General features: G+C 68.8%; 12 protein-coding genes. 5 read left to right on the top strand and 7 right to left on the bottom strand.

Annotated features, from left to right (window positions below):
• Window positions 1–159 precede the first annotated feature (159 nt).
• The 4 genes from ACSQ3Y_RS20870 to ACSQ3Y_RS20885 are packed head-to-tail and all read right to left on the bottom strand — an operon-like array spanning window position 160 to window position 4,009.
• The gene (locus ACSQ3Y_RS20870) at window positions 160–918 is read right to left on the bottom strand and encodes an ABC transporter ATP-binding protein (protein WP_428000395.1); all 759 of its coding nucleotides are present in this window, start codon (window positions 916–918) and stop codon (window positions 160–162) included.
• Entirely contained in the window at window positions 915–1,916 is a 1,002-nt protein-coding gene (locus ACSQ3Y_RS20875; protein ID WP_436178738.1) for a branched-chain amino acid ABC transporter permease, read from the bottom strand. The genes ACSQ3Y_RS20870 and ACSQ3Y_RS20875 overlap by 4 nt, the downstream gene beginning before the upstream one ends.
• A gap of 11 nt (window positions 1,917–1,927) precedes the next feature.
• Window positions 1,928–2,785 carry a branched-chain amino acid ABC transporter permease gene (locus ACSQ3Y_RS20880; RefSeq protein WP_057206911.1) on the bottom strand — a complete coding sequence of 286 codons (858 nt, stop codon included), beginning with the start codon at window positions 2,783–2,785 and terminating at the stop codon, window positions 1,928–1,930.
• A 39-nt stretch (window positions 2,786–2,824) separates the two neighbouring features.
• On the bottom strand, window positions 2,825–4,009 hold the full coding sequence (locus tag ACSQ3Y_RS20885) for an ABC transporter substrate-binding protein (RefSeq protein ID WP_436178739.1): 1,185 nt from the start codon (window positions 4,007–4,009) through the stop codon (window positions 2,825–2,827).
• Between the two features lie 280 nt (window positions 4,010–4,289).
• Here ACSQ3Y_RS20885 and ACSQ3Y_RS20890 point away from each other — a divergent pair, with 280 nt between their 5' ends.
• Together ACSQ3Y_RS20890 and chrA are read left to right on the top strand one after the other, a co-directional pair.
• A complete protein-coding gene (locus ACSQ3Y_RS20890; protein ID WP_235514814.1) occupies window positions 4,290–5,180 on the top strand; it encodes a chromate resistance protein ChrB domain-containing protein in 891 nt (296 codons plus the stop codon).
• Between the two features lie 41 nt (window positions 5,181–5,221).
• Entirely contained in the window at window positions 5,222–6,577 is a 1,356-nt protein-coding gene (gene chrA / locus ACSQ3Y_RS20895) for a chromate efflux transporter (protein ID WP_436180147.1), read from the top strand.
• Here chrA and ACSQ3Y_RS20900 read toward each other — a convergent pair.
• Entirely contained in the window at window positions 6,574–7,458 is an 885-nt protein-coding gene (locus tag ACSQ3Y_RS20900) for a LysR family transcriptional regulator (RefSeq protein ID WP_057206917.1), read from the bottom strand. The two genes, chrA and ACSQ3Y_RS20900, sit on opposite strands and share 4 nt — an antisense overlap.
• A gap of 219 nt (window positions 7,459–7,677) precedes the next feature.
• On the opposite strand from ACSQ3Y_RS20900, the gene ACSQ3Y_RS20905 reads away from it, so the two are divergent.
• The 3 genes from ACSQ3Y_RS20905 to ACSQ3Y_RS20915 are packed head-to-tail and all read left to right on the top strand — an operon-like array spanning window position 7,678 to window position 10,794.
• Window positions 7,678–8,691, top strand: coding sequence for a tripartite tricarboxylate transporter substrate binding protein (locus ACSQ3Y_RS20905; RefSeq protein WP_428000389.1), 1,014 nt, complete (start codon window positions 7,678–7,680; stop codon window positions 8,689–8,691).
• 2 nt (window positions 8,692–8,693) lie between these two features.
• Window positions 8,694–9,875 carry a M20 aminoacylase family protein gene (locus tag ACSQ3Y_RS20910; RefSeq protein WP_436178740.1) on the top strand — a complete coding sequence of 394 codons (1,182 nt, stop codon included), beginning with the start codon at window positions 8,694–8,696 and terminating at the stop codon, window positions 9,873–9,875.
• Window positions 9,876–9,930: 55 nt separating this feature from the next.
• A complete protein-coding gene (locus ACSQ3Y_RS20915) occupies window positions 9,931–10,794 on the top strand; it encodes an alpha/beta fold hydrolase (protein WP_082604448.1) in 864 nt (287 codons plus the stop codon).
• Between the two features lie 20 nt (window positions 10,795–10,814).
• Here the strand turns inward: ACSQ3Y_RS20915 and ACSQ3Y_RS20920 are convergent, their stop codons facing one another.
• Window positions 10,815–11,852: a phenylacetaldoxime dehydratase family protein gene (locus ACSQ3Y_RS20920; RefSeq protein WP_436178741.1), complete on the bottom strand. Its 1,038-nt coding sequence runs from the start codon at window positions 11,850–11,852 to the stop codon at window positions 10,815–10,817.
• Between the two features lie 23 nt (window positions 11,853–11,875).
• On the bottom strand, window positions 11,876–12,907 hold the full coding sequence (locus ACSQ3Y_RS20925) for a carbon-nitrogen hydrolase family protein (RefSeq protein WP_436178742.1): 1,032 nt from the start codon (window positions 12,905–12,907) through the stop codon (window positions 11,876–11,878).
• Window positions 12,908–13,302 lie beyond the last annotated feature (395 nt).

Raw genomic sequence — 13,302 nt, forward strand, 5'->3', positions numbered from 1 at the left:
ATAGCACCGCGCGCCACCCGAGTTGCATGCAACTGGCGCGGCCAGAGCCAGTGCCCCCGCGCAAGGGCCGCCCCGCCGCGCTGGGGGCGTCCCCCTCCCAGATTGCGAAGCAATATGAGAGAGGGGGAAGGCGCGAAGCGACTCAGGGGGTGTTTCATTTCATGCTCCCAAGTAGGCGGCGCGCACGCGCGGGTCGCGGCGGATCTCGTCGGGTGAGCCATCGGCCAGCACGGCGCCTTCGGCCAGTACCACGATGCGGTTGGCAAAGCGGAACACCAGGTCCATGTCGTGCTCGATGATGAGCACGGCCAGGTCGCCGGGCAGTGCGTCCAGCGCTGCCAGCAGCCGGGCGCCGTCGCCCTTGGGCACGCCGGCCATGGGCTCGTCGAGCAGCAGCACCTTGGGCCGCAGGGCCAGGGCCAGCGCCATCTCGATCAGGCGCTGCTCGCCATAAGCCAGGTCCTGTGTGGCCGTGGCGGCATGGGCCTGCAGCCCGAAGCGGGCCAGGATGTCCTGGGCCTCGGCCTGCAGCGCGGGGTAGCCGTCGATGCTGCGCCACAGGCGGCCCGTGAGTCCTTCGCGCTCGAACAGCGCCAGCTCGATCTGCCGCTGCACCGCAAAGTGCGGCGCCAGCGTGGTGATCTGGAAGGTGCGGGCCAGCCCGGCGCGCACGCGCTGGGCCTGGCTGGTGCGCGTGACGTCGGCACCGCGCAGCCAGATGTGGCCGGCACTGGGTTCCAGCACGCCGCTGATCTGGTTGACCAGCGTGGTCTTTCCCGCGCCATTGGGGCCGATCAGCGCCAGCCGGTCGCCCGCGCGCAGCTGAAAGGAGACATTGCGCGTGACATGCAGCCCGCCGAAGCGCTTGTCCAGCGCCTGCACATCCAGCAGGGTGTCGGGGATGGCATGGCCGCTCATCGCACACCTCCCGCGCGCTGGCGCAGCCAGGCCCAGGCCTTTGCGGGCGGCACCAGCACCACCAGCATCAGCAGGCCGCCGACCACGAAGAGCCAGTGGTAGGGGTTGATGGACGCGGCCGTGTGGTGCAGCAGCGTGAACACGGTGGCACCCACCAGTGCACCGGTGAGCTGCCCTGCCCCACCCAGGATGAGCATGACCAACGCCTCGGCCGAGAGCGCGAACGAGAGGCTGTCGGTGCCCACCACCGCATTGGTCTGGGCCGACAGGGCGCCAGCGGCACCGGCCAGGGCACCTGCCACCGTGTACAGCAGCCACAGGCGGCGGAACACGGGCGTGCCCAGGGCGGCCATGCGGGCGCGGTTTTCATGGATGCCGCGCACCGCTAGGCCAAACGGCGACTGCACGATGCGCTGAGCGACATAGAACAGCAGCACCAGCACCACGAGCGAGTACACGGCAGCCACCTTGCCCTCCAGGTCAAACGCAAAGCGGCCCAGCAGCGGCGCCATGGCAAAGCCCGAGAGGCCATCGTCGCCACCCGTCCAATTGCGCGCCTTCTGCACCAGGCTCAGCACGATCTGCGAGACCGCCACCGTCAGCATGAGAAAGGTGAAGCCCTGGTAGCGCAGCAGAAAGGCGCCCGAGACCAGCGCCGTGAGAGCGCCTGCCGCCATGCCCACGCCCAGGCCCAGCAACGGGTCGGCATGCGCATGCAGCGCAAAGATGCCGGCCGCGTAGGCGCCCAGGCCGAACAAGGCCGCATGCCCCAGCGTGGCCAGGCCCGCCACGCCCACCACCAGGTCGAGCGAGAGCACGAACAGGCCGGTGATGAAAATGCGCGTGATGAGCCCCAGTTGGTCGGGGAACACGGCGCAGGCCACCAGGCCCGCGACCAGCAGCAACAGGGGTGCGCGCCAGGCAGGCGCACAGCGCGGTGCCGCCTGGGCAGGCTGCACGGGCGTGGCCACGGCGGCGGCTTGCACAGGGTGGGTCATGGTGGGATTGCTCATCGCTTCAGGAGACCATGGGGGCGCCAGGCCAGCAGTGCGGCCATGGCGACAAAGAAGAACAGGCTGCCCCATTCGGACGCCAGGTAGCGGCTGGCAGTCTCGATGGTGCCCAGCAGCACGGCGGCAGCCAGCGAACCGGCAATGCTGCCCATGCCGCCCACGGCCACCACCACGAGCACCAGCACCAGGTACTTGAGGGCGTAGTACGGCTCCAGCGGCATGAGCTCGGCACCCAGGATGCCGCCGAAGCCGGCCAGCGCGGCGCCGGCCGCAAAGCTGGCGCACTGCACGGTGCGGATCGGTATGCCCAGGGTGGACGCGGTGCCGCTGTGGTCCACTGCGGCACGCAGCCACACGCCAAAGCGGGTGCGCGTCACCGTCCACGCGGCAGCCGCTGCCACGGCCAGCCCGGCACCGATCACCAGCAGGCGCTGCGCCGGCAGCGTGCGAAAGCCCAGGTCCACCGAGCCGGCCAGCAGCGGGGGCAGCGTGATCAGTTGCACCTGCGGGCCGGCAATGGCGTTGGTGGCGGCGATCAGCACAAAGCTCAGTCCGATGGTGAAAAGCACCTGGTCCAGCTCCTTACGGCGGTACAGGTGGCGCAGCACCAGCGCTTCGAGCACGGCACCCAGCAGCGCGGTGGCGGCAATCGCCAGGGGCACGGCCAGCCAGAAGCTCCACTGTGCCTCGCGGGTGAGCCAGGCCGCGCAATACCCACCCACCATGGCAAAGGCGCCATGGCTGAGGTTGACGAAACGCATCAGGCCGAGCGTGACCGACAGGCCGACGGCAATGACGAACAGCACCATGCCGTAGGCCAGCCCGTCGATCAGGATGTTGAAAAAGGTGTTCACGGTGGCAGCGACTTCAGTGCAGACCTGGGGGTGCGTGGCTTACTTGTCGAGCCCGTAGTCGCCGTGCGGGCCGAAGCTCTGCACCTCTTTGTTGACCAACTGGCCACCCACGCGCTCCACCTTGCGCAGGTAGACGTTCTGGGTGATGTGCCGGGTCTTGGCATCGATGCGCACCGGGCCGCGCGGGCTCTCCCACTGCAGGGTGCGGGCGGTGGCCAGGGCCTTCGCGCCGTCCTTCTTGCCGCCGGTGGCCTCGATCATCTTGTGGATCACGTACATGCCGTCCCACGCGCCCACCGAGGCGTAGTTGGCCACGGCAGCGGGGTCGCGCTTCTTGAGGGCGTCGACGAATTTCTTGTTCTCGGGCGAGTCATGGGCACCGGAGTAGTGGAACGCCGTGGTCAGGCCCAGGGCCGAGTCGCCGAACTTCTGCAGATCGAACTCATCGGTCTCGGCCGTGCCCAGGAACTGCACGCCGGCCTTGGCCAAGCCGTTCTCGTTGTAGGCCTTGACGAAGCCCAGGTTGGGCGGGCCGCCGGGCAGGAAGGTGTACACCGCCTGCGCGCCACTGGCCTTGATGCGTTGCACGAAGGGGCCGAAGTCGGTGGTGGCGATGGGCATGCGGATGCTCTCGACCACCGTGCCGCCCTGCTTGGCAAACTCGGCCTTGAATGCCGTCTCGGCGTCGATGCCGGGGCCGTAGTCGGTCACGGCCGTCACCACCTTCTTCATGTCCTGCTTGGCGGCCCACTGGGCGATGGGCACTGTGACCTGCCACAGCGTGTAGCTGGTGCGGATGAAGTACTCGGACTTCTCGGTGATGGCCGAGGTGGCGGCGTTGAAGATGACGGTGGGCGTCTGGGACTGCTGGATCAGCGGCGCCACGGCCAGCGCGTTGGGCGTGAAGACGAAGCCACCCAGGTAGTCCACCTTGTCCTTGACGATGAGCTCCTGCACCAGGGTCTTGGTCTGGCCGGGGTTGGGGCCACCGGTGTCGCGGTAGATGAACTCGATCTCCTTGCCCGCGAGCTTGCCGCCCTGGCTGGCCACATAGGCCTCGGCCGCCGCCTTGAACAGTGCGCCGTAGTGTGCGAACGGCCCCGAGAACGGCCCCACCACCCCCACCTTGACGGCAGTGCTTTGCGCCTGCGCCTGCACGGGGGCAAGGGCCAGGCAGGATGCGGCAAGCAGCGCGCAGGCAAGGGTGCGACGGGTCGGGTTCATGGGGAGTCTCCTGGGTTGGACGCCTGCGTGGCAATGCGCTCGCAAGTCGTGTTGATATGCGTCAAATTATGGTTGGCTTACCAACCAGTTGCAATACCAACTTGTTAGGGGTTTTCCCGGAACGGACGTGCATTGGCAGGGCCAGGGGTGCCAGCGCTTGCGACGGAGAGTGCGTCAAAGACTCCTGCTAAGATTTGCGCATCGGGAATCCAGCCTCCCGAATCCTCACGGATAGATGGTGTCCCATCCAAGCGCTGATCACTCTTTGCCGGAGTCATCCGTGGACACCTCTATGGGCAACGCCCTTCCCCTTTCCGTTCTTCCCCAAGACCTCGCCGCCCGCATCGGCACGCCCCGTGCCCCGCTCATCCTGGATGTGCGCCGGCGGCCCCGCTTTGCCGAGAGCACGCACCTGCTGGCCAGCGCGCGGCACTGCACACCCGAAGACATCGCCGCCCTGGCCGCCAACGCCCCGCCCTGTGAGGCCGTCGTGTACTGCGTGTACGGCCATGCCGTGAGCCAGGAGGCTGCGGCCGTGCTGCGGCAGGCGGGCTGGAATGCCCGCTTCCTGGCGGGAGGGTTCGAGGGGGGCGAGCCCGGCGTCGACACGCCCGAGGACCTGGCCCGCTGGCGCGCCGTGCGGCCCCTGGCGCTGCGCAAGCGGCCCGACCTGGGCGTGGATGGCACGGCCCCATCGCGCTGGATCACCCGCGCACGGCCCCAGATCGACCGCATTGCCTGCCCCTGGCTGGTGCGCCGCTTCATCGACCCGCGCGCGGAGTTCCTCTACGTGGAAGCGGCGCAGGTGCTGCCCGAGGCGCAGCGGCTCCATGCCGTGGCCTACGACATTCCCGGTGCGCCCATCACGCACGAGGGCGCGCTGTGCAGCTTCGATGCGCTGCTGGCCGCGTTGGGACTGCAGGCCGACCCGGCCCTGGCTGCGCTGGCCCGCATCGTGCGCGGTGCCGATACCGACCAGCTGCAACTGGCGCCGCAGGCCGCAGGGCTTCTGGCCTTGTCGCTGGGGCTTTCGCAGCTGCACGCCAGCGACGACCTGGGCATGCTTGCGGCGGCCATGCCCGTGTACGACGCGCTCTACGCCTGGTGCCGCCAGGGGGTGACAGGGCCGCAGGAAAGCCACCGCTGGGCGCCCGAAGGCGTGCCAGCATGACCGATGTGAATGAAATGACCGACACGAGCAACCTGGCCACGATGGCCGACAAGGGCGGCGGCGCCGCCGCCGATGCACGCCCCGCCGACGTGGGTTTCGCCCAGGCCCTGTGGTTCTGGCTCAAGCTCGGCTGCATCAGCTTTGGCGGGCCGGCAGGGCAGATCGCGATCATGCACACCGAGCTGGTGGAGCGGCGCCGCTGGATCAGCGAGAAGCGCTTTCTGCATGCGCTCAACTACTGCATGGTGCTGCCCGGCCCCGAGGCGCAGCAACTGGCCACCTACATCGGCTGGCTGATGCACCGCACGCGCGGCGCTCTGGTGGCGGGTGGGCTGTTCGTGCTGCCCTCGCTGGTGCTGCTGATACTGCTGTCCTGGGTGTACATCGCCTATGGGCACCTGCCCGTGGTGGAGGGCATCTTCTACGGCATCAAGCCGGCGGTGACGGCGCTGGTACTGCATGCAGCCCACCGCATCGGCACGCGCGCGCTCAAGAACCGTTGGCTCTGGGGCATGGCGGCGGCAGCCTTCGTGGCCATCATGGCGTTCAGCGTGCCCTTCCCGGCCATCGTGCTCGCGGCCGCGCTCGCCGGGCATGTGGCCGGGCAGCGCTGGCCGCAGCTGTTCACGGCCGGAGGCCACGGCAGCGCCCAGCGGGGCTATGGGCCCGCGCTGATCGACGACGACACACCCACCCCGGCCCATGCCCTGTTCAGCCGCAAGCGCCTGGCGCAGGTGTTGGCCGTGGGCGGCGGCCTGTGGCTGGCGGCCATGGGGGTGCTGGTGGCGCTGGTGGGCTGGGAGGGCACGCTCACGCAGATGGGCTGGTTCTTCACCAAGGCGGCGCTGCTGACCTTTGGCGGAGCCTATGCCGTGCTGCCCTATGTCTACCAGGGTGCGGTGGAGCACTACCACTGGCTCGACGCCAGGCAGATGATCGACGGCCTGGCGCTGGGCGAGACCACGCCCGGCCCGCTGATCATGGTGGTGGCCTTCGTGGGCTTTCTCGGCGGTTGGCTGCACAACGTGCTCGGGCCCGACGCGGCCTTCTGGTCCGGCGCGCTGGCGGCATCGGTGGTGACCTTCTTCACTTTTTTGCCATCGTTCGTGTTCATACTGGCCGGCGGGCCGCTGATAGAGACCACGCACAACCAGTTGCGCTTCACGGCGCCGCTCACGGCCATCACCGCCGCCGTGGTGGGCGTGATCCTGAACCTGGCCCTGTTCTTCGCCTGGCACGTGTGGTGGCCGCAGGGCTTTGCCGGTGGGGTGGACATCGCGTCCGTCGCCATCACCGTGCTGGCCGGTATGGCGCTGTTCCGCTTCAAGCTGGGGGTGCTGCCGCTGCTGGCCGGCTGTGCGCTGGCGGGCCTGGCCCTGCGCATGCTGGGCGGCTAGTCCTTCAGAAGTTCCTGCACCAGTGTGCGCACGATGGGCATGGCCGGGGCTTCGGCGCGGCCGGCCAGCGTGACCAGGCCGAACAGCGCGGTGGTGATCTCCCCGGGCACCATGGGCAGCTCCACCAGGTCGGGCGCGGCAGCGCGCACGGCCAGCAGGATGGCGTCGCTCTTGCGCACCACCTCGACCAGGCTCGGTATCTCTTCGCAGCGCAGGGTCACGCAGGCGGCGGGGTGCGCCTCGGGGCCGTAGGTTTCCATGAGCCGGCGCGCCACCTCATCGCTGAGCGGGGTGGAGGCGATGGGGTAGTCCTTGAGCATCTCGAAGCGCACGCCGCCGCGCTTGCGCAGCAGCGGGTGGCCGCGCCGGACCATGAAGGAGCCGCGGATCTCGCAGACCAGCTCGGTGCGCAGGTCGGTGGCGGGCTGCAGCGAGCGGGCGTCGATCACCAGGGCGTCGAGCTGGCGGTCGCGCAGGGCCTGCACCAGCCGGTCGGTGCTGCCGCGCGAGATTTCCAGCGTGAGCTGCGGGTGGCGCGTAGCCACCTGCATGAGCAGCGGCGTCATCAGCAAGGCGCCGGGGCCCGAGCCCAGGCCGATGCGGATGGCGCCGCCCTCGCCCTGCTGCATGCGCTGGCCCAGGGCATGCAGCTCGGCGGCATCGTCCACCAGGCGCTGGGCGCGCTGCAGCACCTGGCGGCCAAAGGGCGTGAGTTCGCTGCGCCGGCCGATGCGGTCGAACAGCGGCAGGCCGAGCTCGTCCTCGATGGCGCGGATGCTGCGGCTGAGCGCGGGCTGCGTGAGGTGCATGGCCTCGGCCGACTTGCTGAACGAGCCGGTCTGCGCCAGCGAAATGAAGTGCCGAAGCTGCACCAAAGTCATGCCGGTTGCCCCCTTCTGGTGCAAGAAAATTGAATAACTTCAACTCATGCTAACCCACTTTGCAATGCATTGGACGCGCAGATAGCCCAATCCTAAGATGGCCCGACTGACCTGCCACAGCCCCCGACAAGAGAAGCGTGGCGGAACCAGGGGTGTCGAAGAAATGGAGACCATGGGATGCCATGGCCGCTTACCAATCTGTCTGCAAGGGATCGATCAATGAACACAACGATTGCGATGAAACGCCTGCTCGCCACACTGGCCGGGCTCACGGGCCTGGTGCTCGGCGCCAGCCCCCTGGCCGCGCTGGCCCAGGCACCCAATGCCTACCCCGCCAAGCCGGTAAGCCTGATGGTGCCTTACCCTGCGGGCGGCCCGTCCGACGCGATGGCCCGCATCCTGAACACCCCCATGACCCGCGAGCTGGGCCAGCAGGTGATCGTGGAGAACCTGGGCGGCGCAGCCGGCGCCATGGCCGCGCAGAAGGTGCTGGCCGCGCCGGCCGACGGGTACTACATCTTCCAGGGTTCGCCCAACGAGGCTATCCTGGCGCCGCTGGCCAATGCCGCAGTGAAGCTGCGCACGGAGGACTTCCGCCTGGTGCACCCGGTGTCCGACGCGGCCATGGTCTTCGTGACCCGCAAGGACCTGGGCGTGAACAGCGTGGACGAGCTGATCGCTCTGGCACGCACGCCGGGCAAGGACCCGCTGAGCTACGGCAGCGTGGGCATCGGCTCGCTGTACCACCTGATCCTGGAGAAGGTGCAGCAGACCACGCACACCACCATGCAGCACATCCCCTACAAGGGCAATGCGCCCTTGCTGCAGGACCTGGGCGGCGGGCAGCTCGACTTTGCGGTGCTGGTCTACAGCTCGGCCATGGGCGCCATGGCCGACCAGGGGCGGCTGAAGATCATTGCCCAACTGGGCGCGCAGCGCTCGGAGATGCTCAAGAACATTCCCACGGTGAGCGAGGGCAAGGCCCTGCCCAACTTTTCGTACAAGATCTGGACCGGCTTCATGGTGCCCAAGAAGACGCCCGAGCCCGTGGTGCAGCGCCTGCACCAGGCCATCGGCCGCGCGCTCAAGGACCCGACCGTGCACACCCAGCTGGCAGCGCAGTCCATGGTGGCATCGCCCGCGATGACGCTGGCCGAATCCACCGCCTTCTTCGAGAGCGAAACGGCCCGCTACCGCGAGATCGCCCGCTCCATCAACCTGCAGCCGCAATGACGATGACGACAATGAACAGCAGCTTGTTCGACACCCTGCAGGAGCGCGCCCGCGAGTTCATCGCCCTGCGCCGCGACATCCACCGCCACCCGGAGCTGGCCTTCGAGGAGCAGCGCACGGCCGAACTGGTGGCGGAGCGGCTGGAGCGCTGGGGCTATGCGGTGGAGCGCGGCATCGGCGGCACCGGGGTGGTGGGCAGGCTGGTGCGCGGCCAGGGCCCGCGCCTGGGCCTGCGCGCCGACATGGACGCCCTGCCCATCACCGAGGCCACGGGCGTCGCCTGGAGCAGCGCCCACCCGGGCGTGATGCACGCCTGCGGGCACGACGGCCACACCGCCATGCTGATGGCGGCGGCCTGGTACCTCGCGGAGCACGGCCAGTTCAGCGGCACGCTGAACCTGATCTTCCAGCCCGCCGAAGAAGGCGGCGGCGGCGCGCTGCGCATGATGGCCGACGGTTTGTTCGAGCGCTACCCCTGCGATGCCGTGTTTGCCATGCACAACATGCCCGGCGTGGAACAGGGCCACCTGCTGCTGCGCGAGGGACCGGCCATGGCGTCGAGCGACTACGCCACCATCACCCTGGAGGGCGTGGGCGGCCACGGCGCCATGCCGCACGTGGCCATCGACCCGGTGGTGGCTGCGGCCAGCCTGGTGATGGGGCTGCAGACCATCGTCTCGCGCAATGTCGACCCGCAGCAGATGGCCGTGGTGACGGTGGGCGCGCTGCACGCCGGCCAGGCCAACAACGTGATCCCCGCCAGCGCCGTGCTGGAGATCAGCGTACGCGCCATGGACAGCGGCGTGCGTGCGCTGCTGGAGCAGCGCATCCGCGCGCTGATGGACGCCACCGCCACGGGCTACGGCGTGGTGGCCCGCCTCGACTGGCGGCCGGGCTACGCCGTGCTGGTGAACACCCCGGCGGAGACCGAACTGGCGCGCGAGGTGGCCCTGGACCTGTTGGGCCCCGAGCGCGTGACGCTGCAGGCCGCGGCCCTGCCCGCCAGCGAGGACTTTGCCTTCATGCTGGAGAAGGTGCCCGGCTCCTACCTGCAGATCGGCAACGGCAATGCCCCCGGCGGCTGCATGGTGCACCACCCGGGGTACGATTTCCATGACGGCAACATCGTGGTGGGCGGCGCGTTCTGGGTACGGCTGGCCGAGGCCTTTTTGCCGCCGCAGTGAACCGAGGGTGCACCACATTTCGCCCATTGAACCAACCGCCAGGGAGCCCGACCGCATGTCCGCAGATTCGACCTTCGACGCCCAAGCATCGCCCAGCCGCGTACTCTCCATCGGCTCCGAGCGCATCTCGGTGCACGACAGCGGCGGCAGCGGCCCGGCCGTGGTGCTGGTGCATGGCAACTCCTCCTCGTCGCGCGTGTGGGAGCCCCTGCTCACCGGCGAGCTGGGCAGGAAGTACCGCCTGATCGCGCCGGACCTGCCGGGCCACGGCCAGTCCGCCGATGCCGAGCAAATGGTGCGCAGCACGGTCTACAGCATTCCCGGCTATGCCGATGTGGTCCGCGCCGTGGCCGGCCAGATGGGGGTGGAGAACGCCGTGTTCGTGGGCTGGAGCCTGGGCGGGCATGCCGTGCTCGAAGCGGCGGCATCCCTGCCGCAGGCGGCGGGCTTCATGGTCTTCGGCACGCCGCCCCTGCCGTTTCCGCCCACGGCGGATTTCGGCGGTGCCTTCCTCAAGCTCGGCCTGGGCTTCGTCAAGGACTGGTCCGAGGACGACGCCCGCGTCTGGGTGGCCGACTACATGGCGCCCGGCGTGGCTGCAGCCGATTTCATGCTGCAGGACGCCCGCCGCACGGACGGCCACGCCCGCGCATCCCTGGCGGCAGGCATAGGCACCGTGGGCTATGCGGATGAGCTCAACATCATCGCCACCATCGGCCGGCCCCTGGCCATCGTGCAGGGCGCGCACGAGCAGATCGTGAACGCGGCCTACCTTGACGGGTTGGCCCCCACCATCCCTACCCTGTGGCGCGGCAAGGTGCAGGTGGTGGAAGGCGCCGGCCACGCCGTGCAATGGGAGAACCCGGCGCAGTTCGGCGCGCTGCTCGACGCCTTCGTGGCGGATTGCCAGCGGGGTTGAGTGCCGCCCCTAGGGAGCGCCTACCCTGCCGCCCCCAGCATGCCCGTGCGCGGGTGGCAGTTGAAGTATTCGAAATACTGCTCTGCCGCCGTCGCCACCGTGACCTCGTGGTAGAGCTTGAGCTGCGCCGCCGGGCCCATGGTGCCCAGGTACTTCATGGCCGCGCCAAAGATGGCCACGTGCGTGGGGTGCGATTCGGCCCAGCGCTCAAGGGCCGCCAGGCTGCGCCACCAGCCCATGCCGAAGCTCTTGTCCATGGGCTTGCCCGCCGCGTCCACCACGCTCATGTAGCGGTTGGCATAGCAGTCCACCTGGCGGCCCTGGTGCTGCAGAAAATCCATGCCGGCGCGCAGCACGGGCTCCACTTCTTCCGTGTACATGCGCCGCTCGTCGCCCTGGGTGCCGGTCCAGTCCTGGCCGGAGCGGATGAGGCACAGGTTCTCGTGCGGCAGCACGCGCTGGTGCAGGCCCTCGGTGACCACCTTCGGCGCCCCGGCCGGCGACATGCCGTCGGTCTGCGACAGGGCCAGGCGGTCGCGCATGCCGCCCCAGTAGGCATGCTCCTGGATGGGCTCGCCCAGGCCGGCGGATACACCGGCCACGCCCTCGATCCCATCACTGGAAAACAGCGTCTCGAAGCGGTCCGCTGCGGGCTGCAGCACCTCGGTGAACAGGCCCAGCCCGGGCTCGTTGAACGCGCCGGATGCCCAGCGCTCGCCGTGCTCGGCAAACCAGGCCGCATAGGCGGCCGGGTTGTCCCAGTAGCCGATGGTGATGGTGTTGAGGTAGCCCGCCTGGTCGACGCACTGCGCGCGGTCCCAGTGGCCCGGGCCGTTGGCTGCGGCAAAGGCCTTGGTGATGCAGTGCAGCGCCCGGGCGGCCAATGCCGGCGCCGGTGCGTCGGCCCGGTGCTGGATGCCGAAGTAACCCATGACCACGCGCGTGACTTCCGCTCGGTAGCGCGCGACCGTTGCGGGGTATGGCGGCACGTAGTCGTCGGGCACCCTGCGGTGGCGCAGGCGCGGGCATTGCAGGTGGGTGGGGATGGCGGATTCCATGGCGCGGCTCCGGTGCGCAATGCTCAGGACTCGGCCAGCACCGGTGCGGGCTCGGCGCTGGCTTCGTTGGCCGCCGCTGCCGCCATGCCGGCGGGTACCTGCGAGACCACACGGTCGCCCGGCGTCTGGTTGAGCAGCAGCCGCGTGACGTCGGGCCGGGCGTAGTGGCCGGCAGGATCGGCGGCGGTCTTGGCCAGGGAGATCGTGCCCAGGTCGATATCGGCAATCACCAAGCCTTCTTCCTTCTCGCCCAGCGGTGTACCCAGCAATGCGCCGTCAGGGCCGTAGATGCGCGCAAAACCGCCGCCTTCGAGCAGCAACTGGCGCTGCAGGTCGTCGGTGCAGAGCATGGCGTGCATCTCCTTCGACACGGTGGCACACGGCGCGACCACGAAGCAGCCGCCTTCGACCGCGTAGATCTGGCTTGCGGCATTGTTGACCTCGGCCCCCAGGGCGTTGGCCGCACCCCGGTACAAAGAGAAGCTGGGCCAGGCGCCGATGTGGATCTGCTCGTTCTGCGCGTACATGGCGTACTTGCTCAGGGGCTGCAGGTGCTCCCAGCAGGCGAGCATGCCGACATTGCCGATGGCGGTCGGCATGACCGCCAGGTCGCTGCCGTCGCCCTCACCGAACACGGTGCGCTCCACGTGGGTAGGCTTGAGCTTGCGCCGCGTCTTGACCACGCGGCCCTGATCGTCGAACAGGGCCTGGGCGATGTAGAGGCTGCCGCCGGCACGTTCGCTGTAACCGGTGGACATCCAGATACCGATGTCGCGTGCGGCCTGCGCCAGGCGCTGGAACTCGGCCGAGCCGACCACCAGCGAGTTGTCGTTGTAGCGCTGCACATACTGCATGCCCATGGCGGGCGAGTTGAGCCAGATCCACCAGGGGTAGCCGGGGATCCACGTTTCGGGGAAGGCCACGAGTTGCGCGCCCTGCCTGGCCGCCTCCTTCATCAGCGCAATGGTCTTGTCGATGGTGGCGTCGAGGTCGAGGAACACGGGCGCGGCCTGGACGGCGGCTACGCGCAGCTTGGGGTGGAGGGTGGCGGGCATGGATGGGTCCTGTCGATCAAGTTGAAGGGGGGCTGGGGCCGTGCGCGGGCAATGCCTGCTGCGGTTCCCGAATGCTCGGGCCGAAGCCGCGCGCCGTCTTGCCTGTGGGTCTCGCGGCTCTTGCCGCAAAGCCACGCGGACGGCGACTTGACTGAAAGTCTCCCCAGGCTTGATCCAGGCTCGCCGCCCCGGGTTTACCGGCATGGGCCTTGCTTGAACAATGGGCGCAGCAGGAGGATGATTGCGAGCAGCCACGCTCCCCTGCCCTGTCCAGCATTAGCGACGGATTTGCATTCGGCCGGCTAGTGTTCTGAGTTGGAAGTTCGTTGAAGAAAGAAATCTGCCGAAATCGCTGCCAAGCTAGGCGCAAAGCGCAGACATGCCGTGCGCATGGC

This window comes from Acidovorax sp. LjRoot66, assembly GCF_964253305.1.
Lineage (GTDB): Bacteria > Pseudomonadota > Gammaproteobacteria > Burkholderiales > Burkholderiaceae_C > Acidovorax.